This window comes from Segatella maculosa OT 289 (assembly GCF_000243015.1).
Classification (GTDB): Bacteria; Bacteroidota; Bacteroidia; order Bacteroidales; family Bacteroidaceae; genus Prevotella; species Prevotella maculosa.
Genome location: NZ_JH594501.1, coordinates 221,503 through 246,874, shown reverse-complemented (window position 1 = coordinate 246,874; position 25,372 = coordinate 221,503). Strand labels below are relative to the sequence as shown.

The window sequence follows — 25,372 nt, the reverse complement described above, 5'->3', positions numbered from 1 at the left end:
TTTGGGGTATCTGCAAACTTACACAAAAAGACAAATATAAGCAACATATTACCACAAACAACGCTCTCTCTTAATTCTTTTTCACTTTCTTTTAAGCGAGAGCATACAACACTTGGCTCTTGAAAAAGCCTTCACACCCTCCCCATCAGCATCTTTCGTGCGAATTCCCACATGACAATGCCGGCCGTGGTGCTCACGTTGAGGCTGTGTTTTGTGCCGAACTGCGGGATTTCAAGGCAGCCGTCGCTCATGTCAACCACCTCTTGTTTAACGCCTTTCACCTCATTTCCCAAGATAACGGCATAGCCCTTGGCACCCAACTTCGGGTCAATCGTGAGGTCTTGCAACATCATACTGCCCTCCACTTGCTCTACACTATAGACAAAATAACCGTCAGCTTTCAAAGCAAGGACAGCCTCTTCGGTGCGCTGGAAATATCGCCATGCAACGCTATCCTCGCCTCCTAACGCCGTTTTATGTATCTCTGCGTTCGGTGGAGTGGCTGTAATTCCACAGAGATATAGGCCTTCTATGCGGAAAGCATCACCCGAACGGAACACGCTTCCCACGTTATACAGGCTGCGAACATCGTCCAGAACGACCACCAACGGCAGCTTTTTTGCTTGCTTGAACTCGGCCGGTGAGAGCCTGTTCATCTCTATCGTGCGCAGCTTTCTCATTGGTTATACACCAAAGCATAGGCCTTGATGCGCTTCACCATGGCCAATAGTCCGTTGCTACGCGTGGGACTGAGGTGCTCGCGCAGCCCTATTCGGTCGATAAAATACAGGTCGGCATCGAGGATTTCCTGTGCGGTATGCCCGCTGAGCACCTGTATCAGCAGGGCAATGATGCCTTTCACGATGAGTGCATCGCTGTCGGCCGTGAAGCAAAGCAGCCCATCTTTCATGTCACACTGTATCCAAACACGACTCTGGCAGCCGTCTATGAGGTTGCTGTCGTTCTTATATTGCTCGTCGAGCGGTTGCAGTTCGTTGCCCAAATCGATGAGCATCTGATACTTGTCCATCCAATCTGTGAACTCGTCGAACTGTTCTATTACTTCATCTTGTGCTTCGTTGATCGTCATAAAAATTAAATTGAAAGCCAAACCCCGGCAGCCTCTCTCCCAATCCCTCCCCGAAGAGGGAGGAGAGTAATATGCCTTGAAAGGAGAAAACCGTTCTTTTATTATTTAATTTAATCGTTTTAATATCTCTATTTACAACTTACCGCGAACGTAAGTCATTCTACTCCCCTCCCTCTTCGGGGAGGGGTTGGGGGAGAGGCTGTTGGGGGTGTCATGCTTGCGTGGTTTGTTTTAGTTTAAAAATCTTGTCATTCGGCCTCACTTTCCCCGTAACCGGAATCGAAACCCTTGTGCCTTGCTCCGCTTTCTCAACGGGTTGAAGGTCGAAACGGATTTCATCGGCCGTGAGATACATCACGCCCGTGGTCGGCCCCGTGATAAGTAACTTCTCTCCTTTATTAAAATGGGTTGCTTCAACGGCCACTTCGGCCACATTGAGCTTTGAGAAATACTTCACGATCTTGCCGACGAGCACCTTCTTTTCAGTGGCCACGCTACCGTAATGCTTGTTCCACTCGCCCAGTTTCTGTCCTTGATAGTAGCCATCCCAGAAGCCACGGTTGAAAACGGTGGCCAAACGAGCGTCCCATTCGTCCTTTTTCGCCTCGGTGAACGAGCCATTGAGCACCGCTTCGATGGCCTCTTTGTAGCATCGAACAACGGTATATACATATTCCGGTCCACGTGCACGGCCCTCAATCTTGAACACCCTGACGCCCGCTTCCATCATCTTATCGATGAAACGCACGGTCTTCAAATCCTTCGGACTCATGATATATTTGTTGTCCACCTCTAATTGGTTGCCCGTTTCGGTGTCGGTCACCGTGTAAGAGCGGCGACATATCTGCACACATTCGCCGCGGTTAGCCGACCGATTGGCGTCGGCAAGACTCAAATAGCACTTCCCGCTCACGGCCATACACAGTGCTCCGTGGCAGAACATCTCAATACGAACGGGCTTTCCCATAGGGCCGCAGATGTGTTGTCGCCCGATTTGCTCGTGAATTTCCTTCACTTGGTCCATGTTCAGCTCGCGGGCAAGCACGCTCACATCGGCAAATCGGCTGTAGAACTTCAGGGCTTCAACGTTCGAAATGTTGAGTTGTGTGGAGAGGTGCACCTCTTCTCCCACCTCGTTGCAGTAGACCATCACGGCAACATCGCTGGCAATGACCGCCGTGATGCCTGCTTCTTTGGCCGCATCGATGATTTCGCGCATCGCGGCCATGTCGTTGTCATAGATAACGGTGTTCACCGTCAGATAAGTCTTGATATTTTGCGCGCTGCAAGTGGCCGCTATCTCGCGCAAATCGGCGATGGTGAAGTGGTTGGCCGAGTGCGAACGCATGTTCAACCGGCCTATTCCGAAGTAAACGGAGTCGGCTCCGGCCTGAATGGCTGCCATAAGGCTCTCCCGGGAGCCCACCGGAGCCATCACCTCATAATCGGATAAATTCCCTTTCATGGCTGCAAAATTAATCAATTTCTTTGTAACTTTGCGGGATATGAAGAAAATTCTTGTCCTCTCGATAGGCGCCTGCCTGCTCGTTTCGGCCTGTTCGCGACCCCGGAAGGCCGAAGCGAGCCACTTGGAAAGCGCAACCGGTAACCCGTTCACGACCGACTTGCTGCTCAAAACCACGCCCGTGAAGCAGCAAGACCGCAGTCCGCTCTGCTGGGCTTACGCCATGTTGGCCACCATCGAGACCAATCATCTGAAGCAAGGCGACTCGGTCAATCTAAGCATCGACTACATGGCACGCTGCTTGCTCACCGAGAGCGTGCGCCGTTCTTACCTGTCACGTGGCACGAGTCCCATCAACCTGCGTGGCATGGGCACCCGTCTGCTCGCCTTGCTGGAGACTTATGGCGCCTGTCCCTACGACTCCTATCATGCCGAATCGGCCAACTACAACGTCATTGTCCGCCGATTGGAGCAGGCCGCCCGTGCTTCTCGTTCGCTTACGGCCCTCGATCAAAGGGCCAATGCCATTCTCGATGCCGCCATAGGTTACCTTCCCGGCAAGCAAGTTCACATGCTTGGGGCCGACTATACGCCCCGGGAATTCGCACATAGTGTGTGCCGTAGCGGTGAATATCAGGCCATAACGAGTTTCACCCACCATGCTTTTGGCACTCAATTTGTGCTCGAAGTGCCCGACAACCTCAATGCCGACCGCGTGCTCAACCTGCCGCTCGACACGCTGATACAGTTCATTGTGGGTCGCTTGCGCAGCGGAAGAGCCGTCTATTGGGAGGGAGATATCACCTCGCCCGGCTTCGATTTCGCTGCCGGAACGGCCGAAGTAGGGCATCCTGTCACGCAACAACAACGCCAACAAGCCTTCGAAAGCCTGCAAACTACCGACGACCACGCCCTTGAACTCGTGGGATTGGCCCACGATAAGCAGGGCCGACGCTATTTTATCGCGAAGAATGCATGGGGAACGGCCAACCGTTTCGGTGGTTTCCTCTACCTTAGCGAAGACTATCTGCGCCTGAACACTGTGATGGTGGTGGGTTGATTGTCCAATCTCGCCCATTTCACCGTGCAATCTCAGCCCTATTAGACGCTAATCTCACCTATTTTGCACGCTAAAATGGGTGAGATTGAAATGCAGTCTGCAAGCCGTTGATTTTCAGTTGAATGCTGGTAGGGACCCACGGCCCGTGTGTCCACTCATGTTATAGTTGACAGTTGACGAGTAAACAAGTGGACAAGTTGATTGTTGCGTGGCATGTAGGGACGCACGGCTCGTGCGTCCGCCCCGATAACCCTGCATGTTTGCTTCCAATTCACCTTGAGCGGACGCACGGACCGTGCGTCCCTACATACCGTCATGGCAAAATTGATGCGCAAAATGGGGAAAATCAGTTGGCAAGATTACTGAAGAGATGGACCGACTAAGACCGTTGTTCTTGCAGTCTCATGGTTGAAAGCTCTTGTTCAGCCGATGTGTGAATTCAAGGAAGGCCGGAGAATATTTGATTTGCACTGATGTAGAATAGACAATGCCATCTTTTTCCTCGCCGGTTTCGTAATAATAAACCTTTTCCTTCCCTTTCTTAAACACATGAACGGAGAGAATGGGCCAGTCAGTACTACCATATTTGTAGGGTTTTGTCCACAAAGTATCTGGCTTTGAGCATTCCACAAAGAGCTGACGCGCCAATCGTTGAATGACCGGAATATCGTTAGGAGCAACCTTTCTGACAGGTTCAAAGAGATGAGGGCAATCGTTCCCAAGGGTATCATGAAAGAAAACACCATGCAATATCGTGAGCGTGTCGCTGTGATCAATGACATATCGTGTTGTTCCTCCCATTCCACAGTATTCCACATGAATAGAATCGGCCTTCCCTATTCCCTCACTTTGCTGAATTGAACCACAACTACTGACAAAGAACAGCCCTATCATTGCCAGACTATAAAACATTTTTTTCATACGCGTTACAGTCAATTAAAACTACAATTTGCAGACGATTTACTCCCCTCTCCTTGGAGAGGGGCTGGGGTGAGGCTTCTATAACCGCGCAAGCCACAGGCCGAAGAACCTGTCGTAGACCATATAACCTTCGGGTTTGCGGTAGATGAACTGCCGATCGATGAGTGCATTCAGGGCCGTGCGCACCGAACTCGTGGCCTTCAACCCATATTTGGCAATGAATTCATGGGCAAGCGGGGCCGCAACAATATCCTCCTTGGCCACAGCAGCAATGAGTTTGGCTTGTATTTCGGTCAGCGAGGCATAGTAATTTTCGTAGACCGACTCTTGTTCGTTAACGAGTTCATAGATGATTTTATCGATGAAATCGGCCGAAATCGCCGTTTCTTGGTATTGATAAGCCCGGTTCAAGATGGCTTGGACATACCATGTGATGCCGTCTACCTTATGATATAGGTAATCAAAATCCGCTTTGCTGACGGTCCGTTTCTGTGCTTTTAGAAAGCGATTGGTAAAGGAAAGGTATTTCTCGGTAGGCACATTGCGGAGCAACATGATTTGCGAACTCTGGAAGAACGGGCGGTTGGCCGAGGTGAACATCTCTTCCATGAGGTGCTGCATGCTGCCCGCAAAGATGAAATAAACATTGGGTAGGAACTGAATATACGAGCGCAAGGTGGCCTCGATGCCTTGATGATTGTAGGAAAGTATCTGTTGAAACTCGTCAATAGCCACGTAACAGCGGTGGTTCGACTGCTGCATATAGTCGAAAATACGCTTCAGGGTCTGCGCTTCTTCATTGGGTCGGATATCAAGAGACACCGTGGGAAGCCCGGTAAGTTGGTCGAAACTCACCGTGGGGCGCAGGCTTCCGAAGAACGTTTGCAGCCTTTTGAGTGCCGATTGCGACGTAGTGTCGAGCCTTCCGAGAATGTTTCGCGCCATGAGTTGCACCATTTGTTCGAGGTTTTTCGTAGCGAAAATGTCGATATAAAAGCATTTTGCGTGCTTGTCCTGCCGCTCTATCTGATCGAAAACATGCTTGATGAGGCCCGTCTTCCCTACGCGTCGCGGTGCAATCAGGGTCACATTGCGCTCATTCTGCAGTGCTTCGATAAGCTGACGGCTCTCGTTCTCGCGGTCACAAAAGTAGCGGCTACCTTTGTATCCATAGGTGATAAAGGGGTTATTGATGGTCTTCATTTCAGTGATATTGCGGATTTTACGTTGCGTAAGTTACGCAATTAGATTGAAAAATGCAAGGAAAAGCCTCACCCCCAACCCCTCTCCGAAGAGAGAGGGGAGTGATATATTTTCCTCTTATATCCACTACTGTGAGTCATTTACATGTGTATTATCATTTATATACAGATATATTATATTCTATGACCCATAAAATTATCGCCCTACATATGCTGAATAATATTCAGATTTAGCCTATCAGTCTCCAATTTCCAAGGCTTTTTACTCCCCTCCCTCTTTGGGGAGGAGTTGGGGGAGAGGCTTTGGGGGCTTTTATTGCTCAAACAAGTCGGGCTGCATCACGTTTCCCGCATAAGAATTACGGCCAAGATGCTCGTAGGCCAATGGGGTTGCCATGCGACCGCGTGGGGTTCGCTTGATGAAACCCTCCATGATGAGGAACGGTTCGTAGACTTCTTCGACGGTACCGGCATCTTCTCCGATGGCTGTTGCAATGGTACTGACGCCCACAGGCCCCCCTCTGAACTTATCGATAATCGTGAGTAGGATTTTATTGTCAATCTCATCGAGGCCGTATTGATCGATGTTGAGCGACTGAAGTCCGATGTGTGCAATCTCATTCGTGATGGTTCCGTTGCCCTTTACCTGTGCAAAATCGCGCACACGGCGCAGCAATGCGTTGGCAATACGGGGCGTTCCGCGACTCCGTCTGCTGATTTCGATGGCGGCATCCTCCTCAACCGGCACTTTTAAAAGCATGGCCGAGCGTCGGATAATGCGCTTCAATGTTTCGGGATCATAGTATTCCAAGTGCATATTGATGCCGAAACGGGCTCGCAACGGAGCCGTAAGCATGCCGCTACGTGTTGTGGCTCCGACAAGCGTAAAGGGGTTCAAATCAAGCTGAATCGACCGTGCCGAGGGGCCTTTGTCAATCATAATGTCGATGCGATAGTCCTCCATGGCGGAGTAAAGATACTCTTCCACGACGGGAGAAAGGCGATGAATCTCATCGATAAAGAGCACATCATTGGGTTCGAGCGAGGTCAATATGCCCGCAAGGTCGCCCGGTTTGTCGAGCACGGGACCGCTGGTAATCTTGAAACCCACACCGAGTTCGTTGGCAATGATGTTGCTCAACGTGGTTTTCCCCAGCCCCGGCGGACCGTAAAGTAGCGTGTGGTCGAGGGGTTCGCCGCGGTATTTTGCTGCTTCGACGAATATTTCAAGGTTCTCAACCACATTTTTCTGTCCGTTGAAATCCTTGAATCTCAGCGGTCGAAGCGCGTTCTCAAATTCCTTTTCGGCCGTGGATAGCGTTTCTTCTCTTATGTCGAAATCTTCTGCCATGATGCTTATTGCGTTGCAAAGATAGTACAAACGAGTGCAATGGAAGCTTGCTTTCGGATTGCCGAGTGCAGCCTATCTTCTGCAAAGATAGTGCAAAAGGGGCGAATAGGCAAGAGTTTCTATCTTTTTTGCTATCTTTGTCTTCTCATCATGCAAAATCTACTGATGGCAAACATTCATTGGGCACCCCTATTGAGGCTCATCAGCGAGCATTCCGTGGCTTCGGTCTTCACCATGACGGTCTGTCTTGCGGTCGTTGTTCTTGGTGTTCTTTTCTGCATTGGTGTTTTTGGGCACAAATAAACCGACCATCTTGCTGCAATTTTGTGGCGTGACCGTGCTGTCCGGCGACCTTGGTGCGAGTTCAACCGTTCACCGACTGTGCAATATCAGTCATTTCGCAGCATTGTTTCAGCTATTTTGCAACGTAATCTCAGCCATTTTACGCTGCAAATTCAGCCATTTAAGTTTGCTATCTCAGCCTTATTGGCTCGCTTGCGCTGTCTTGTTTCTCCCGACCGACCTTGCATACGACCCCAAGAAAATGTTTTTCGGTTCCGTCTGCATGCAAAGATACAAAATTCTGCAAGCGATTGCAAGACTTTCGCGGATTTTTTTTTGACCGATACGGCCGGCAATGTTTCTTACAGCCAAAAGCAGAAATGCCGACGGCGACGAAAATAAAAATCAACTTGAGGAAAAACGGCGACGACGGCGACGCTTTCTACTTCTTTTTCTTCGTCTTTCTTTTTTCTTGTTCTTTGTTCTTTAGAAACATAACCAACTGATTATCAAGCTCTCCATTTGTTAATTAATTTAAACTTTTTATTGTTTAACATTAATTTACACGACATTTGAACAAAAAATCAGGCAAAAAAACGGTCGAAAAAAACGGTGTTTAATCCCCCATTCGTCATTGGCAATCGTGCCATTATCCTTTTCTAAAATGACCGATTGGGGAATAAAGGATTTATCAGGCTGGAAAGGAAAAACACGGTTTTGCGAGAATTCGTTGCAGATGTTGTGAGAAATCATTATATTTGCAGGAAGATGCGGAGACGAACCGCAGCCGCTAACATGAAAAGAAAACCAATATCAACAGCTTATCCCCTATGAATATGCAACAAAAACCCGGTAACCAACGTGAAGGAAGTAACGACTTGATTTTATACAACATGAACATTCCCAAGAAACTATGGCTGCCGGCGATGGCACTCGCAGGCATTCTCATCGTGAGCATCTTCTTCTTTTCATTCGTAAACCCCTCTTATGACGAGGAAGCGGCCTTGAAAATGAAGCCTATCTTCTTTGGCAACACACGTGTAGACGATGAACCTGTGAACGCCATCACGCTGATTGCGCCCACGACAACGGCCGTGTATTTCAATATTCTGCCCCAGAAAATGCAGTTTCAGTTTGATGATTTGCTGTCAAACGACAACACACCGCTCGATGTAAACATGTATATGATCATTCAAGTGAAGAAGGGTCAGACTCCCGACCTGCTGAGAAACTATGGCGAACAATGGTTCGAAAACTTCATAGAGCCCTACTTTCGCAATAAAGTTCGCGAGTATGTGTCTTCCTGTTCGCCCTTCGATCTGATGAGTAATCGCGAAGTTCTGGCCGAATTCGACAATAGAATCAAGCAGTCGATGCGCCAGTATGTCGCCTCATTGTCGCGAAAAGCCAACTTTCCGATAGACATTCAGCAGGTCATTACCGACCGGGTGATGCCCAATAAAGAGCAGTTGGAGGAGATGAACAAGACCGCTGCGAGCATTCAAGCCAAGCAAACACAGGAGAAACGTGCCGAGATGGAGCTGGCAAGAGCCAAGGCCGAGCGCAATAAAGCAGTGGCCGACAAGGCATATATGACCGAACTGAACCTCTCTCCGGCACAGTTTATACAGCTCCGTGCATGGGATGTTATCGAAAAGAAGAACGGGGCCAACATCGATGTTCTCATTGGTGGAGGCGAGACACCGATGTGGAATATCCGCAGAAAATAAGCGTCGGGCTCTTGACGAGGCTGCCCTTGCAGGCCTGTCAAAAGGAAATACCGTCCAACAATGCGATATATTGCGTGATAGCCTGCTCGATTTCGGAGATTAGAATGAACTCGTCGGCCGAATGAGAACGGGCCGACTGTCCCGGTCCGAGCTTGAAAGAGGGAAACGACATGAGGGCTTGGTCGCTCAAAGTGGGGCTGCCGAAGGGTGTCATTCCCATGCGGATGCAACGGCGCACGAGCGGATGTTCGGGGTCGATATGCGAGGAATGAAGTCGGAAGGAATGGGCTTTGACCTCGCTCCGGCAGTGCTTTTGAATGGCCTCAAACACCTCTTCATTGCGGTAAAGTTCGTTGGTTCGCACATCAATAAGGGCCGTTAAGCGGTCGGGAATCACGTTATGTTGCGTGCCGGAATGGACCACTGTGACCGTCATTTTCACCGGTCCGAGCAACTCACTTACCCGTTCGAAGCGGTAATCGCGCAGCCACACGAGGTCGTCGAGTGCCTCGTTAATGGCGTTGATACCCTCGTTTCGTGCCGCATGACCGCTCTTTCCGTGGGCAATAAGGTCGAGCACCATGAGCCCTCTCTCGGCAATAGCAGGCTGCATTCCCGTGGGTTCGCCCACGATGGCCACCGAGATCGGGGGCAAAAGCGGCAGGGCAAGGCTGATGCCATTGCTGCCCGAGACTTCCTCTTCGGCCGAAGCAAGATAGACAAGGTTGAAGTTTCGCGGCCGAAAAGCATAGTGACGGAACACCTGAAGCAGCGAAACCAGTCCGCCACCACAGTCGTTGCTGCCCAAACCGTAGAGCTTTTCGCCCTCCAAAACGGGCGTGAACGGGTCGCGATGCCACGTGCTGACGGGCTTCACGGTGTCGAGATGCGCATTGAGAAGCAGCGTAGGGCGCGAGGCAATAAAGCCCGGATCGAGGGCCCAAACATTGTTTCCTTCACGACGAACTGCGAGGCCCAAGTCCTCAATAGCATGGGAAACGATGTCGGCCGTAGCCTGTTCTTCGCGGCTGACAGACGGTGTTTTGATGAGCGTTTTCAGCAGGTTTACCGCGTCAAAAGCATATTCTTTCGGTGTCATAACGCTGACAAAGATAATGATTTTCCGGCATTTTATCCTTTATTTTGGAAGATATTAAGACGCAGGGGAAAGCTAATGGATTGGGAACAAGTGGGACATGGACCAAAAACCACAGCATGGATTGTCGGTAACGGGCTGCTTATCCTCCCCCAATTATCCTTCCGCAGTGCCAAAACCAACTGTTAAAAGTGGCCGAGCGACACTTTTTTGTGTGAAAAATGACGAATGTTTCAAAAAAAAGCTATCTTTGTGGTCTGAACAATCAACTAAACCTATAATGCATCTTAGACGAAACATGCTGGCAATCGCACTGCTGTCGGTACTGACACTGCATGCACAGACCTATAATGTGATGGCATTCGGAGCGAAAGGCGACGGCATCACCGATGATGCTGCAGCCATTCAGCGGGCCATCGACCGCTGTTCGGCCGAAGGAGGCGGTCGGGTGGTGCTGCCGGGAAGGCATGAATTCATGGCCGGTCCCATAGAACTGAAGTCGAACATCGACCTGCATTTAGAGGCAACGGCCGTGCTGAAAGCCCGCCCCGACGCGCATGTCTATCGGCTGAGTGCCTTTGGCGAGAACCAAGGCGAGGGCATGTTGTGGCTTTGGGCCAAGCATGCCGTGAACCTATCCGTCACGGGTAAGGGCACAATCCATGGCAATGGCATTCGCTTCATGGGCCGTGAACTCGCGGACAGTTACGATTTGAAGCCCGTCACGACGTTCGACCCACGACCCCATGTACTGACACTTATCGACGTGAGACACCTCACTATTCGTGATGTCACCATTAAAGAAGGGGCTTATTGGACGGTGCATCTTGTCGGATGTGACGGAGCCGTGATTGATGGTATTCAGCTTTTGAACAACTTGAAAATAAGGAACGGCGACGGAATAGACCTTGACCATTCGCGCAACATACGCATTTCGAACTGTTACATCACGTCGGGTGACGACTGCATCTGCCTGAAAAACCGGCGCGAGTTTGCCGAATATGGCAGTTGCCACGATATTGTCGTTACCAATTGCGTGATGCGTTCACGCTCGTGTGCCATCAAAATCGGCAGCGAGAACATGGATTCCATTCATCATGTGAGCTTTGACAACTGCATCATCACGGGCAGTAACCGTGGCTTGGGCATTCAGAATCGCGACGAAGGAACCGTGAGTGACGTCACATTCAGCAACATTCAGATGGACCTTCGCCTGTGGAGTGACGTGTGGTGGGGCAAGGCCGAGCCCATTTATGTGACTGCTTATCCACGTGCAAACGGCAATCATAAAGATGCAAACTGGCGTTTTCCGAAGGGCGAGACGCAGGGAAGGTGCGGCAAGGTGGAGCGTATTTTCTTCAATAACATCACAGCCACGAGTGAGAACGGCTGTTTTGTGGGTGGTGATGAGCCGGGAAAAGTGAGCCATGTTTACTTCAATAACGTGCGACTGAAAGTCGGTTTCAAGACCAATGTAGCCGACCTTCGCCCGTGTCGCGACACACCCTTCTTTGACAACCGGGGGCAATTGGTGGCCACGGAGAACGTCACTGACTGCCGATTGGACGTGTTCGACATGTGAAAACATTGAAACCAACATATTTATAACTTAATAACTAACAATTATGCACAACGTACAAGATTCATTTCGAAGCAACTGCAAGCGTATTGTCGCTGCGGTCGTGCTTCTGTTTATCGGTACCATTGCATTCGCACAAAGCAAAGTCACGGGCACCGTCAAGGATTCCGGGGGCGAACCGCTGATAGGTGTGAGCGTGGTTGAAGTGGGAACGAGCAACGGAACCGTTACCGACATCAACGGTAACTACACGCTGAACGTGAAACCCGGGGCACGTTTGAAGATTTCCTACGTGGGTTTCAACCCGAAGGAAGTCAGGGCCGGCGATAAGACAATGGTCGTGCTCGAAGAAGACAACAAGACACTGAACGAAGTGGTTGTGGTTGGCTACGGAACGATGCGCCGTAAAGACGTTACTTCGTCCATTACGACCATCAAGTCGGACGACCTTAACAAAGGAGTCTTCACCGATGCAGCCAATATGCTGCAAGGTAAGGTCGCAGGTCTGGTGGTTACCTCCACAGGCGACCCGAACGGAAGCCCGAGTATCACGCTGCGAGGGGCCTCATCGCTGCGTAGTGGTGCGGCTATGCAGCCCTATTATGTGGTAGACGGCATTCCCGGCGTGGACATATCCATGGTTGCGCCCGACGATATCGAGAGCATCGACGTGCTACGCGACGCAACGGCCACGGCAATCTACGGTTCGAAAGCTGCCAATGGCGTCATCATCATCACCACAAAGAGCGGAAAGAACGGTGGCGAACGCACGAATGTGAGTTACAACGGCTATGTAGGTTTCGACCGAATATCGAAGACTTTGGACGTAGCTTCGGCACAAGACATTCGCGATTTCGTTACCAAGAACGGGCTCAGCTACGCTTATGACGGCGGCGGAGACACCGATTGGCAGCAAGAAGTGCTGCGCACGGGATTTAGTCACAACCACAATGTTGCCATCAACGGCGGGTCGAAGAAGACCAACTACATGGGCAGCGTGAACTATATGAACCGCGAAGGTGTCATCAAAGGCAGCAACATGTATCGCCTGAACGTTCGTTCGCTGCTTTCGACCAAGGTATTGAAAGACCGGCTTGACCTTTCTGTCGGTGCCAACATGATGTATGGCATGCACCGTGGCGTGAAGATGGACAACGAAGGGGCCTCGGTGCTCGATGCAATGAATTATTTTAACCCGACAAACGAGGTGACCGATGCCAACGGCAACTGGACTTGGGGATCGGGCTCGCATAACTTCAACCCGATGTCGCTCATCTCAGAAGACACTTCCGAGACCTTCTGGAAGCGCAATCAGTTCATCGGCAAGGCAACTCTGCACATCATCGACGGCTTACTCCTGAACATGAACTATTCCTATGACAACTTCCAACACACTTACAGTGCATACGACTCGCACAACTCGCAGTTGCCGGGCCTGAGTGCCTATTATGGCAAGGCCGACCGCAACACCTACTTCGGCAATTCGCAGACTTTTGAAACCTATGCCAACTACGACAAGACCTTCAACAAGGTACACAAGCTCTCCCTGATGGCCGGTTATTCGTGGGAAGAGCGCAACAGCAACGATGGCTTCGGGCTCTCCGTGCACAACTTCTTCGATGACACGCTGAAATGGAACAACCTCACTTACGCCGGACAAATAGACGGAATGAAGGCCGTGAACAGCGGAACGAAGGAGACGGTGCGCAATATTTCGTTCTATGGACGTGCGGGGTATTCGTTCAACAGCCGCTATATGCTTCAGGCAACCCTGCGTCGTGACGGCTCTTCCGTGTTCGGTAAAGACCACCGTTGGGGCACTTTCCCCTCGGTGAGTGCGGCATGGAACATCACCGAAGAGGCTTTTATGAAAAACCAAAGCATCTTTTCTAACCTGAAACTCCGCCTCGGTTACGGTGTCAGTGGCAATGCCTTGGGCTTCGGAGCCTACTCGGCCGTGGCCACGTATGGTGCAACCGGCTCCTATTTCCAAAGCAATGGCGTGACCTATGTGTCGTTGGGTGCCACGAAATTGGCCAATGAAGACCTGAAGTGGGAGACAACGGGCATGTTCAACCTCGGTATCGACTACGCAGTCCTTGGCGGACGGCTCAACGGTTCGCTGGAGTTCTATCACAAGAAGACCAAAGACCTGATTTGGGCCTACCCTGTTTCGTCGTTCATCTACCCGTTTGGCAGCATTCAGGCCAACGTCGGAGAAATCGCCAACAAGGGCGTGGAGTTCACGCTCAATGCCATTCCCGTGAAAACCAAGGACTTTGAATGGAACACGACGCTGAACCTCGCGCACAACAGCAACAAGGTAGACAGACTGTCTAACGAGAAATACCACACGGACGTCTTCGAGCAAGGCGACCCGATGGTGGCCGGTGTGTCGGCAAACGGCTACACGCAGCGTGTCATGGAGGGACAACCCATCGGTACGTTCTACATGTATGAGTTCGCCGGCTACAATGATGCGGGCAAAGCCACTTACTATGTGCACGACGCAAAGACCAACGAGCGCACGGGAGAGGTCACGACAGCCCCCGTATATAAGGACCGGACGGTCGTAGGCAACGCGCAACCGAAACTGAACCTCGGCTGGAACAACACCCTGAACTACAAGGATTGGTCGCTGACGATGTTCTTCACGGGTGTCTTCGGCAACAAGATTTACAACGGATCGCGGGCACATTACACGGCTCCCGACGTATTCTCGGGTGGCAGAAACGTATTGAAGGAATATATTTATGACCGTCCTTACACCGATACCTATTCGAATGTGCCGTCCACTCGCTTCCTCGAAAAGGGCGATTACCTGCGCTTGCAGAGCCTCACCTTGGGCTATACCTTCCGCTACTTCAACGGGTGGCTGCAGTCGTTGCAGCTCTACATGACCTGCAACAACGTCTTTACGCTCACCGGCTACAAGGGACTCGACCCCGAAGTGAATCTCGGCGGCATCGATCCCGGCGTGGATTACCGTTGGAGCAACTATCCCCACACGCGCACTTTCATGATGGGTGCAAAGCTGAACTTCTAATATAACGAAAGGAATTCTAAGATGAAAACAAACATAAAGCTTATGGTTGCGGCCGGCATGGTCGCGTTTGCAACGAGTTGCACGGACTTGGACGTGCCCGTAAAGTCGCAATACACCCATTATCCAAACAGTAAGATTGCAATCGAGGCCAAGATGGCCGGCATCTACAACCAGTTGCGCGATATGCTCGGCCGCCGTTATTACGAAGCGATGAGCCTGTCGAGCGACGAACAGACTGCCGTCTCCTATTCGGGAGGCTGGATCGACGCGGGAGCTTACTCCCATCCCAGCCTGCACAACTTTACCTACGAAGACAACACCATCGATTGGATGACGGTTCTTGGCGAAGGCTGTGTCAAAGCCAACGAAGTCATCACCAGTAATGCCGATGATAAATACAAAACTCCGGCCCGGGCCATGCGCGCCTACTTCGAGTTCATTATGATGGATTGCTGGGGAGACGCGCCAATCATCGACCCCACGGTCGAAGGCATCGACATTCGCGACCGCCAGCCACGCGCCGATGTGGCCCGTTACATCGAGAAAGAACTGCTCGACATCATTCCCCGGCTCTCAACCGAAGTGGGCGGAGAGAACTACGGCAAGCCCAACAAGTACATGGCGCAGGCACTCTTGGCCAAGCTCTACATCAACTGGGCCGTCTATACGGCTGCCTCAGTCGACCAATACGACGCGGCAACGGCCGTGAACGAGAAGCTCGACGCCTGCATCAGCGTGTGCGACGAGCTCATCAACAGCGGAAAGTTCAACCTCGGCTCCATGCCCTACCGCTTCAAGTTCGGCCCCAATAACAGCGCGCTCAACGTCGAAGACTTCATCTACGCCATGCCCTACGACACCTATACCGCACAGGGCATGCAGTACGGCCGCGCCAATTCCTACAAAGACATCAAGAGCCTGAACCCCTCTTACTATGGAATGAAGCTCTCAAACTCGGGCGGTGCCTACATGACCATGACCCCCGAGTTTGCCAATCTCTTCTCGCTTCCCGGCGACGAGCGCAACAACTGCGTCATCGGCGGGCAGGTCTACGTCTACGACCCCACCACGTTGCTCCCCACAAGTCAGCTGGCAAAAGACCGAGCAGGCAATCCGTTGTTCCTCACAAAGAGCATCACGCTGCGCTATACCGACGCAGCCCACACCACGCTCGACTGGAAAAACCTCGACGTCGGCGACGACCTTGAAGGCTGGCGGCAGGGCTATCGCTCCGTGAAGTTCTTCGTCATCGACGACGATTACAAGAACGGCCGCAACCAAAGCAACGACCTTCCCATCTTCCGCTACGCCGACATCCTCCTCACAAAGGCCGAGGCACTCGTCAGAAAAGGTACGGCCGGCGCAACAGCCCAAGCCCTGTTCAATCAAATCCGCGCCTATGTCCACGCCCCATTGCTCACACATGTGCCCACCTTACAGGACATCTACGAGGAGCGCGGCCGCGAGTTTATGAACGAAAACTGGCGTCGCAACGACATGATTCGCTTCGGACACTTCGAAGACGAGTTCTTCCCGCACTACAGAAGCAACCCGAATGCGAACTTCGAGAAGACGCGTCGCATCTTCCCGCTTTACTATAAGATACTTAATCTCAACCCATCTTGGAAGCAGAACCCCGGCTATCCGCAATCGAAAGCATAACCGCAGGCCCCTGCCTCCGCCCCTTATCGGCCAACCTCCCACGAGGTTGGCCTTTTTCATTCATGCCCTTTGCCGGCCCGGCCGGTCATAGAAGCCTCCCCCAGTCCCTCCGAAGGCGAGGCGTCCCGACTATTTGCAACTTCATTCTCCCCCTTTCGAGAGAGCCAAAGCAGGTTTCCAATGTCACGAACAACAGGAAGGAGCATCATGAAATATAGGAAAGAACATCAAGAGCTATAGGAGGAACCATCAAGAGATATAGGAGAAACAGTCAAGAGCAATAGGAGTAATCGCGTTATCTCCATGGAGAAACAACCTTATCACCATGGAGATAAAGTCTTATCACCACGGTGATAAGGTCTTCTCACCATGGTGATAAACCGAAACGAACCGTATCTCATGAGAAAACAATCCGTATCTCATGAGAGAAAGAACCGTATCTCATGGCGAAAAGATACGGTTCTGCCGATGCCACATACCTGATAAAAGGCTGCAACCTCGGCTGCTTCGGCCTCGGAAACTAAAATACCAAGGCTTAGGTATTGCTGCTTTTAAGTTCTTTTAATACCTTTGCGGCACGATGAATAGGTAGAAACAAGAGCTTTTGAAATCAAATTCAGACAGATAACATGAAGAAAGGAATTGCACGATTGCTGCTGTTGCTCAACGTCATGGTTGCAGCAACGGCATCTGCACAGCCCAAAACCGGGGACGAACACTATGCCGTGAGGCTCACGGTTTCAGAGAAAGGGTCGGGCGAAAGCATCATGATGGCCAGCTGTTACCTCCAACCTTTGGGCGCATACACGGTGACCAACATCGACGGAAAGGCCGTTTTCGCGAATGTCCCGCGGGGGAAATACACGCTGGAAATCAGCTACGTGGGGTTCGAGAAATACCAGACTACGGTGGAAGTAGGTCGCGACTTGGACCTTAAAGCCGTGATGACGCCTTCTTCGTTGGCCTTGAAAGAGGTGGTGGTCACGGCACAACGCAAGTCGTCGGGGGCCTCTACGACAAGCGTTATCGGCCGTCAGGCCATCGACCATTTGCAGGCTTCGTCGCTTGCCGACGTCATGCAGCTACTTCCGGGCAGCAAGATGGGCAACCAAGACCTGACACAACAGCACAATCTTCAGCTGAGAACGCTGGTCAACAACAATACAAGTGCCTTCGGATCGAGCATCATTGTCGACGGAATGCCCATGTCGAACAATGCCACAATGACGCAAGGAGGCTTCTCAAGTACGGCCTTTGTGGGTACCGACCTGCGCCAAATCAGTGCCGACAATATCGAGAATGTGGAGGTGATACGGGGCATTCCGTCGGCCGAATACGGCGATTTGACGAGCGGACTTGTCATCGTTCACTCCAAAGCGGGGGTCACTCCGTGGCAGTTCAAGGGCAAGATTAACCCCGCATTGCAGAACTATTCGCTCGGAAAAGGTTTTAAATGGAAGACCGGGATAGTGAATTTCAACTTCGATTACGCCAAGGCTTGGGGCGATCCTCGACAGAAAACGCGCTCGTATGGGCGTTACACGCTCAACATGGGCTATGGATTGGACTTCTCGAAACGGTGGCACACCGACACGAAACTACGTCTTCTCTATGCCAACGACTGGAATGGAAAGGACCCGGATGCCGTGAATGACGGCACGGAGAACAGCGATAAGAATTACACGTTCGGCCTGACGCACAACGGACGCATCAGCTTTAACATGCCCATGATGCGCACCTTGTCTTATACACTTGGCGTAACTGCCTCGAAACTCGACACGCGCAACAGCCGTATCGTGCCTGTCAGCTCGGGCTTGCTGCCCATTCTTACGGCGCGGGAGTCGGGCTATTACCTCGTGCCTTGGGCCACCCAGAGCTACTTGGCCACGGGAGTTACCGAGAGTCGGCCAGGGAATTTCTTCGCAAAAGTAAACGATAACTTCTTCTTGAAGACCGGAAAGACGCACCAAAGTTTCAAACTTGGTGCTGAATACCGGCTCAACTGGAACAGCGGACGCGGCTATTACAACGCCGATGACCGACTTCCCTACACGCCCAACAGCAACGGACGGCCCCGCGCTTTCAGCGATGTCCCCGCGTTGCATCAGCTTTCTGCCTACGCAGAAGACAACTTTTCGTGGGCCATGAACAAGGTGAATCGCCTGCGGGCCAACCTCGGTTTGCGCTTCACGAGCCAGCAACCGTTCGGCCATGTGGCCACGACAGCCCTCTCACCGCGCCTCAATTTGCAGTTCACGGCAGTGGAATGGCTTGATATTCGCGGTGGAATCGGTCTCAACAGTAAGGCACCCGGGCTTGATTATCTCTATCCCGACGTGAAGTATGACGACAGGGTTGCGGCCAATTATATGCCGCAAAACAACCCGGCGGGGCAGCTTTTGATGTATCACACGCAGGCCGTTCGCGTCAATAACAACCGGGTGAAGAATGCAACGACCACGAAGATAGAGCTGGGACTCGACTTCAAACTGCCCGGAAACCGCAAGTTGAGCTTCTTGGCCTATCGCGACAAAACACCGAACGGCTTCAGTGCGCTCACCAGCTACACCACCTATGAGAGTAATTTCTACGACTTGACGCACGGACTCACGCCAAGTATGGGCCATCAGACCATGGTCGACCTTGGCAATCCCGCCCGTCGTGACGTGGTATTCATGTCGGTTGGCGGCGTAGGCAACGACAATGTGACGGTCAATAAAGGCCTCGAACTCGACTTCGATCTTGGCGTCATCAAGCCCATCAACACCTCTTTGTTCTTCAGCGGAGCCTATTCTGAGACACAAACGTGGGACAATGGGCTCAACAGCCACAGTGTTCCGCCGGCCTTTCTGCCCACGGAATACGCGTCATACGGGCTGACTCCCTATAAATTGGTCTATCCGTCGGGACTCGATAAGAATACATATCGTCGCTTCATCAACACACTTCGCCTCGTGACCAACATTCCCCGACTGCGCATGGTAGCCTCGTTCACGGCGCAAGCTATTTGGTATGACTACCAATTTGACTACACGGCGACGAAGAATCCCATTGGTTTCATCACGCAGGATTTGGCTTATCATGAGATTACGGCCGACATGATGCGCGGCTATCTCGACATGCAAGGCAACTATTATGCCACGGCTCCGGCTGTAAACCACATCAAATTGAGCGATATGACCATCAAGGCCAGCGATGCAGTGCCTGTGAAAACGCCGATAACATGGAACCTTTCGGGGCGCCTTACCAAGGAACTGGGCAAATTGGGTGGCTTGAGTCTCTACGTGAATAACCTGATTTACTACGAACCTTACCAGAAAGGAAACACCACATCGACACTCGTGCAACGCAACACGGGAAGTTTCAGTTACGGTGTGGAGCTGTATTTCAATCTGTAATAGAGCGCCTCTCTCCCTAACCCTATCCGAAAAGGGAAGGAGTTAACTGCAAATAGACTTTGAGAATGATACAAAACAAAAACAAGCATACGGAATATGAAGAATAAATATCGTCAAACAAGCAAGAAAAAAAGCCTTTCCTTCAAATCAAAGTGGCTGACATTATGTGCCATGATGCTGGCTTTCGGCCTCGGATCATGCGTGGATTACAGCGATGAAGCAACGACCGTGTCAGCCAAAGTGAGGCTGACACTACCCGAAGAGTTCACAAGCAACAGCGGTTTGGAGGGCCGGACGGTGGTTCTCATGGCCCAAAACGGCAGTCGACTCACGTCAACCACCGATGCCGAAGGGGTGGCTTCGTTCAGCAATATCGTGCCCGATGTCTACACCGTCTCAGCATCTTGGGAACTGACGCAGGCTGAATATGCCGCCGCAACGGGCGACAACGTGGTCAACGAGGGCGCCGTGGTGTCGGGAAACCTCAACAACCGGCTCGTCAAAGGCGAAGAAACCATCGCACTCCCAACCGTTTTGGCCATCAACCGTTCGTTGGTCATTGGCAAAATCTACTATGCCGGCTCAAAAGATGCCAACAAAAAGAACTACTTGGCAGGCCAGTTCATCGAGCTATATAACCAAAGTGACAAGGCCATAAACGTGGCCGGGCTTTACATCGGACTGTTGGAAAGCAACGCAGCCCCGGCCTATACGCTTGATAATCTGCACGAGAAGTTCAGCGATAGTGTCGTGGTTTGTAAGCAGGTGTTCCGCATTCCGGCCGACAAGGCACATGCTTTGAAACCGGGAGAAAGCCTTGTCATCACCAACAGTGCCATCGACCACACGGCCAAAGTGGCGACGGAACGCAACTTACTTACGGCAGATTACGAGGCAAAATTCCCCACGGGGAGAATCGTTAACAACCCTTCAACGCCCGCATTAGAGCAGAAATTCTCCTCATTTGATAAGATTCCGAACATGAATTTGCTGCAAAGTGGCCCCTGTGGTGTCGTGATTTTCCGCACGGAAAAGGACGTTACGAAGTTCGATAAGGTTTATTCTTATGGCAAAACCAAGGGCAGTCTGTGGCTGGCAGTGCCCAAACGCTATGTCATTGACGGCGTGGATATCCTGAAATACAACAGCAAAAGCGGCGGAGCCGACGTCGCCACGAAGCATCTCTACAATGACATCGACGGCGGATATACCACGATCAGTGCCGTTAATGGCTATAACGGAGAAGTGGTTTACCGCAAGACTTCGACGCGAAAAGGCAAGGACGGGCACCGCATCTTGCAGGATACGAACAACTCTTTGAATGATTTCAAGCTTTCAACAACCATCAATATCCGCGAATATGATGAATAAGAACCTGTTAATATCACTTGCTTTGATGGCCGTTCCGGCCATTGCACAGGAGCAAAAGCCGATGGACCACGGAACCTACGCCCAACTCGACAACGAATTGCTGTGGCATAACACCGCGAATGCAGCGGGATTGGGACTCGACAAGACGCCCAACCGGGGCTTGGCCGGCTTAGATTACAGCTATACGGGAGGCGATTTCTACCGCGCACAAGAGGGAACTTCGACCCACAACCTGCAATTTTCGACCGAAAGTCATCAGCAAATCAATAACTATCTCTATGGTTATGGCCGCTTCGCATTCAATAATGGTCGCACGAAAGACCGTGCATGGGCCGACGTGATGCGCCCTTATAACAGCAATCCTTACTTTTCCGGCTCGTCTGTTCCCGGGCGTTACGACCATCAGGACATGGAACTCACGGCTGCAATAGGCACAAGTAGCTTTGGAAAATGGCACTTCGGGGCCCGCCTTGATTATGCCCTTGGCGACCTGAGTCGGTTGCGTGACCCGCGTTCGCGGGCGCAATTGCTCGACTATAAGCTCACCCCCTCGGTGGTTTATCAGCTTGGCAAGCATGCCATAGGGCTTGCCGGGTGGTACAACCGACGCAAGGAAAAGATCAACGGACTGACAACTGTGCAGCAAGATGCAACGCTGAAGTACTACTTCATGACGGGACTTGAGAACGCAAACGGCTCAACCGGCGGCTATAGCAACTTTCAACGGGAGTGGGTGAACCATGATTTCGGGGCCGAACTCTCATGGGGTTATGCGCCGATGGGCGACATGAAGACCCTCAATAGCGTGACTCTGCAACGCGGAAGCGAGAGCGTTTTGGGGCAATATAAGTACAGTCCCGGCCATTACTACAATTATATGTATGCCTTCAAGAGCCAAACGCTGATTCCAAATAATGGTTTTACGCAACGCATCGACTTCAAAGCGCGTTACGAAGAGGGCTATGCCGACGAATACCGACAGCAACTTGTCATCACGAACGACCCGCAGACAGGCCTCAATTCCTATCATTATGAAACGCAACTTTCCTTTAAGAAGCGCTATCAAGTAACGGTCTTGGACCTTGGTTTGCACTACCGCATAAGCGAACACACGGTTCCTTTAGAATGGCTCTACATGGGAGCAATGATTGATTACAAGGCGGTAAGCAACAAATATCTGCTCCATACATCAGAGTTTCAATATGAGAGCGTCAATCCCGCCTTGGAAGTTGGTGGCAAACTTGGCAGGATAAGCGTCAACATGACAGGTGGTTACAGTTTCTCAACACGTAGTAAACTCGCATTAGCCAACAGTCAAACCGACTATGCAAAGCAGGTATTGCAACCCGACATGAAGTATTATGAACTCAATTATTTCTTTGGTCACTTCGATATCATCTGCGATTTACCGGTCAACATCAAGAAAACAGCGACCACACTCTATGCCAAAGCGTGGTATGATAGCTTGGAAACAAAGAAGTATGGAAGCGATAAGCTCCGTAAATATCTGTTGGGCGTGAGCCTCGGTGTTGTCTATTGAACCCTCGGAAAGGCTTTTCTCTAAAACAATTCGCGCAATACACGGAGGGATTTCAGCTCAGGGAACTTCGGCAAGTGGAGCGTATAGTAATCCAAAACGAGGTCGCAGAAGCGGTTACGTTCGGCATGTGACATTTTGAAAAGGTGCATATTGGCATAGTTCATGCGTGAGAATGTCGCAATAAGTGCCGTATCCTGCGGTGCCAAAAAGTCGCGATGGGCAGGCATGATGGGCGCATAACAGCCGCTTCGAAGGTCGAAATAGCACCCCTCGGTATAGTCTTCAAGGTTGGGATAGAAGCCAAGGAAACGCAGTAGATGAACGATATAGACAAGGTGGAAATTAGAAAAAGCAGTGCTACATCGGTCGAGCCATTCGATACTTGAGGCGATATAGCCGAAGAGGGGCACGTTGGTTTGCTCGCCATGTGTGGCATATGTGGTGAATTCGGCAAGGAAAAGCGAGATCGAAAGCTTGAAAGGTTCAAAGGGAATCGAACTCAACGGGTAGGCTATCGCCACGTTGTTGAAGGTCTGAATGGTCGTTTTCTGCCGATAATCATATTCGATGTCGAGCACGGAAAAGGGCTGAAAGTATTGCTTCTTCACCCTTGCTTTGGCCGACTTCGATAGATGTGAGGCGAAAGTTACACGTCCTTGCGCCTCTGTGAACAGCTCGACCATCAGTTTGTTCTCGCCGAATTTGAATGCATGCAGCACGATAGCCCTTGTCTTTATCATTGAAAACAAAGGTAATTGAAATCCATGAAAAAACGGCATGTCATTGAAAATAATTCGCTAAAAGTTTGGAAGGACGGAAAAAAAGCCCTAACTTTGCACCCGCAAAAATTAGCATCATGGTCCCTTCGTCTATCGGTTAGGACGAGAGATTTTCATTCTCTAAAGAGCAGTTCGACTCTGCTAGGGACTACAGATCAATTAAAAGAGAAAACAGAAGATGGCAAATCACAAATCAGCATTAAAGAGAATCCGTCAGACAAAGACCAGAACGCTTCACAATAGATATTACGCTAAGACCATGCGTAATGCAGTTCGCAAATTACGTGCAATAACTGACAAGGATGAAGCAGTCAAGTTGTATCCCGTGGTGCAGAAGATGCTTGACAAGCTGGCCAAGACCAACATCATTCATGCCAATAAAGCAGCCAATATCAAGTCGGGTTTGGCACTTCATATCAGTAAACTTGGCTGATTTCAGTCAAGAATTTGTAGTCATCAGGTCGCAGTCTCCATTGAGATTGCGACTTTTTTTTATGGCCTTTTGACTGAACTCCCGTTTTGATTTCAGCGTATGTGCACTCCCATTCCTTCCATCTTGCGTTTCAATCTCAGCCATTTAGCCGCGCAATTCCAGCCATATTACGGTACAATCTCAGCCATTTTATGCATCAATATGGCCCATATAAGTTGCAGGGACGCACGGCTCGTGCGTCCACTCAAGGGGAATGAAAGCATATATACATGATTGGTTGGAGCGGACGCACGAACCGTGCGTCCCTACATGCGTTCGCATAGCTCGTTCTATCAGTTTTTTCGTCGGGAATGGACGCTATTTCCGACCGAAATCGGCAGGAACCTCGCCCCATTTCTTGGTTTCCCATTTGATGATGCGCGTCTGGATTTCGTGCGTACGTAGCCAGTTTTCAGCCCGTTCCACAATCTGATAGAGGGCTTCGGTCTGTGGGGTTCGCGCCAATTTCGTCTTACATTTCTTATTATGTACCCACAGAATGGCGTTGTAACTGTCTGAGTAAACCACCTTTTTACGGTCGCCCTGCTTGTCGAGCAAAGCCAAAGCGTGAACGATGGCAAGGAATTCTCCGATATTGTTTGTGCCATGCATCGGTCCGAAATGGAACACCCTCGCCCCCGTTTGCAGGTCGATAGCCTGATATTCCATTGGTCCCGGATTGCCCGAACAAGCGGCATCGACGGCCCAAGCATTACGTTCTACCTCGGAAAAGCGCAACCTATCCCCCAAGAAGCCTCCCCCAGCCCCTCCGAAAGGAGGGGAGACCGAACTAACAGCATTATTTTCAGGGTTAATTTGCCCCTCCAACTTCGCTATTCCCGCCTTCTTGGAGGGACGAGAGCGACTTTCTATATTCATAATTGCCTGTTTTATTTTGTTGATAACCTGAAAAGGTGCATGCAAAACTTCTTCATTTGTGACCCTTAACACTTGGAACCCCATACGATTCAAGTCGTTGGTTCGGAGTTGATCATTAATGGGTTGATCGCCTTTGAAATGGTATTTGCCATCTACTTCAATGATTAAATGATAGTGAAGTGACACGAAATCTGCGATATAGTCACCGATAATGTGCTGTTGGCGGAACTTATATCCTAATGATTTTGACTTCAGTATAGCCCATAAAGCACGCTCCGCATCTGTCAAAAACATTTTGTTTTCCTTGGCATATTGCTTCAACTTGTCATACATCACAGTATCGGCAGTCTGGTAGATATAGTGTTTAGTCATAAAGGGAAGCCTCCCCCCGCCCCTCCGAAAGGAGGAGAGAGCGAACTCGTAGGGAGATATTTGTATCTAATTAAGTA

Annotated in this window: 20 protein-coding genes; 9 read left to right on the top strand and 11 right to left on the bottom strand. The window is 50.8% G+C overall.

Translation table 11 applies throughout. The annotated features are described in order from the left end of the window. Nucleotides 1-131 precede the first annotated feature (131 nt). The 3 genes from HMPREF9944_RS03215 to HMPREF9944_RS03205 all read right to left on the bottom strand — a co-directional run bounded on the left by HMPREF9944_RS03215 (nucleotide 132) and on the right by HMPREF9944_RS03205 (nucleotide 2,555). Complete coding sequence (locus HMPREF9944_RS03215; RefSeq protein WP_008564414.1) at nucleotides 132-680, bottom strand: RNA methyltransferase; 549 nt, start codon at nucleotides 678-680, stop codon at nucleotides 132-134. Further along, complete coding sequence (locus tag HMPREF9944_RS03210) at nucleotides 677-1,090, bottom strand: SufE family protein (protein WP_008564413.1); 414 nt, start codon at nucleotides 1,088-1,090, stop codon at nucleotides 677-679. Before HMPREF9944_RS03210 ends, HMPREF9944_RS03215 begins: the two co-directional genes overlap by 4 nt. A gap of 211 nt (nucleotides 1,091-1,301) precedes the next feature. After that, complete coding sequence (locus HMPREF9944_RS03205) at nucleotides 1,302-2,555, bottom strand: peptidase U32 family protein (protein ID WP_044113289.1); 1,254 nt, start codon at nucleotides 2,553-2,555, stop codon at nucleotides 1,302-1,304. A gap of 40 nt (nucleotides 2,556-2,595) precedes the next feature. On the opposite strand from HMPREF9944_RS03205, the gene HMPREF9944_RS03200 reads away from it, so the two are divergent. Further along, nucleotides 2,596-3,615: a C1 family peptidase gene (locus HMPREF9944_RS03200; RefSeq protein WP_008564411.1), complete on the top strand. Its 1,020-nt coding sequence runs from the start codon at nucleotides 2,596-2,598 to the stop codon at nucleotides 3,613-3,615. Between the two features lie 402 nt (nucleotides 3,616-4,017). Here the strand turns inward: HMPREF9944_RS03200 and HMPREF9944_RS03195 are convergent, their stop codons facing one another. The 4 genes from HMPREF9944_RS03195 to HMPREF9944_RS13420 all read right to left on the bottom strand — a co-directional run bounded on the left by HMPREF9944_RS03195 (nucleotide 4,018) and on the right by HMPREF9944_RS13420 (nucleotide 7,401). Further along, a complete protein-coding gene (locus HMPREF9944_RS03195) occupies nucleotides 4,018-4,536 on the bottom strand; it encodes a hypothetical protein (protein ID WP_044113287.1) in 519 nt (172 codons plus the stop codon). A 78-nt stretch (nucleotides 4,537-4,614) separates the two neighbouring features. Further along, nucleotides 4,615-5,739 (bottom strand): AAA family ATPase, encoded by a 1,125-nt coding sequence (locus tag HMPREF9944_RS03190; RefSeq protein WP_008564409.1) that lies wholly within the window; start codon nucleotides 5,737-5,739, stop codon nucleotides 4,615-4,617. Nucleotides 5,740-6,051: 312 nt separating this feature from the next. Then, nucleotides 6,052-7,089, bottom strand: coding sequence for a Holliday junction branch migration DNA helicase RuvB (ruvB, locus tag HMPREF9944_RS03185; protein ID WP_008564408.1), 1,038 nt, complete (start codon nucleotides 7,087-7,089; stop codon nucleotides 6,052-6,054). 189 nt (nucleotides 7,090-7,278) lie between these two features. After that, on the bottom strand, nucleotides 7,279-7,401 hold the full coding sequence (locus tag HMPREF9944_RS13420; RefSeq protein ID WP_280513063.1) for a hypothetical protein: 123 nt from the start codon (nucleotides 7,399-7,401) through the stop codon (nucleotides 7,279-7,281). Nucleotides 7,402-8,201: 800 nt separating this feature from the next. Between HMPREF9944_RS13420 and HMPREF9944_RS03175 the strand changes: the two genes are divergently transcribed. Beyond that, entirely contained in the window at nucleotides 8,202-9,101 is a 900-nt protein-coding gene (locus HMPREF9944_RS03175; RefSeq protein WP_008564405.1) for an SPFH domain-containing protein, read from the top strand. Between the two features lie 37 nt (nucleotides 9,102-9,138). Here HMPREF9944_RS03175 and HMPREF9944_RS03170 read toward each other — a convergent pair whose 3' ends face one another. After that, complete coding sequence (locus tag HMPREF9944_RS03170; protein WP_008564404.1) at nucleotides 9,139-10,200, bottom strand: M20 family metallo-hydrolase; 1,062 nt, start codon at nucleotides 10,198-10,200, stop codon at nucleotides 9,139-9,141. A 277-nt stretch (nucleotides 10,201-10,477) separates the two neighbouring features. On the opposite strand from HMPREF9944_RS03170, the gene HMPREF9944_RS03165 reads away from it, so the two are divergent. The 6 genes from HMPREF9944_RS03165 to HMPREF9944_RS03140 all read left to right on the top strand — a co-directional run bounded on the left by HMPREF9944_RS03165 (nucleotide 10,478) and on the right by HMPREF9944_RS03140 (nucleotide 22,793). Beyond that, nucleotides 10,478-11,779, top strand: a complete 1,302-nt coding sequence (locus HMPREF9944_RS03165) for a glycoside hydrolase family 28 protein (RefSeq protein ID WP_008564403.1) — start codon at nucleotides 10,478-10,480, stop codon at nucleotides 11,777-11,779. Nucleotides 11,780-11,822: 43 nt separating this feature from the next. Next, a complete protein-coding gene (locus tag HMPREF9944_RS03160; protein WP_008564402.1) occupies nucleotides 11,823-14,822 on the top strand; it encodes a SusC/RagA family TonB-linked outer membrane protein in 3,000 nt (999 codons plus the stop codon). Between the two features lie 21 nt (nucleotides 14,823-14,843). Then, complete coding sequence (locus tag HMPREF9944_RS03155; RefSeq protein ID WP_044113283.1) at nucleotides 14,844-16,484, top strand: RagB/SusD family nutrient uptake outer membrane protein; 1,641 nt, start codon at nucleotides 14,844-14,846, stop codon at nucleotides 16,482-16,484. A 629-nt stretch (nucleotides 16,485-17,113) separates the two neighbouring features. Further along, nucleotides 17,114-19,882: a TonB-dependent receptor gene (locus tag HMPREF9944_RS03150; RefSeq protein WP_008564400.1), complete on the top strand. Its 2,769-nt coding sequence runs from the start codon at nucleotides 17,114-17,116 to the stop codon at nucleotides 19,880-19,882. A 96-nt stretch (nucleotides 19,883-19,978) separates the two neighbouring features. After that, complete coding sequence (locus HMPREF9944_RS03145) at nucleotides 19,979-21,253, top strand: DUF4876 domain-containing protein (protein ID WP_008564399.1); 1,275 nt, start codon at nucleotides 19,979-19,981, stop codon at nucleotides 21,251-21,253. Next, on the top strand, nucleotides 21,243-22,793 hold the full coding sequence (locus HMPREF9944_RS03140; RefSeq protein ID WP_008564398.1) for a DUF6850 family outer membrane beta-barrel protein: 1,551 nt from the start codon (nucleotides 21,243-21,245) through the stop codon (nucleotides 22,791-22,793). The genes HMPREF9944_RS03145 and HMPREF9944_RS03140 overlap by 11 nt, the downstream gene beginning before the upstream one ends. Before the next feature lie 20 nt (nucleotides 22,794-22,813). Here the strand turns inward: HMPREF9944_RS03140 and recO are convergent, their stop codons facing one another. Continuing rightward, a complete protein-coding gene (gene recO, locus HMPREF9944_RS03135; RefSeq protein ID WP_008564397.1) occupies nucleotides 22,814-23,533 on the bottom strand; it encodes a DNA repair protein RecO in 720 nt (239 codons plus the stop codon). A 217-nt stretch (nucleotides 23,534-23,750) separates the two neighbouring features. On the opposite strand from recO, the gene rpsT reads away from it, so the two are divergent. Beyond that, entirely contained in the window at nucleotides 23,751-24,005 is a 255-nt protein-coding gene (gene rpsT, locus HMPREF9944_RS03130; RefSeq protein ID WP_008564396.1) for a 30S ribosomal protein S20, read from the top strand. A gap of 6 nt (nucleotides 24,006-24,011) precedes the next feature. Here rpsT and HMPREF9944_RS13100 read toward each other — a convergent pair whose 3' ends face one another. After that, nucleotides 24,012-24,149 (bottom strand): hypothetical protein, encoded by a 138-nt coding sequence (locus HMPREF9944_RS13100; RefSeq protein ID WP_172633972.1) that lies wholly within the window; start codon nucleotides 24,147-24,149, stop codon nucleotides 24,012-24,014. Nucleotides 24,150-24,362: 213 nt separating this feature from the next. After that, nucleotides 24,363-25,295, bottom strand: coding sequence for a DUF559 domain-containing protein (locus HMPREF9944_RS03125; protein ID WP_044113281.1), 933 nt, complete (start codon nucleotides 25,293-25,295; stop codon nucleotides 24,363-24,365). Between the last annotated feature and the right edge of the window lie 77 nt (nucleotides 25,296-25,372).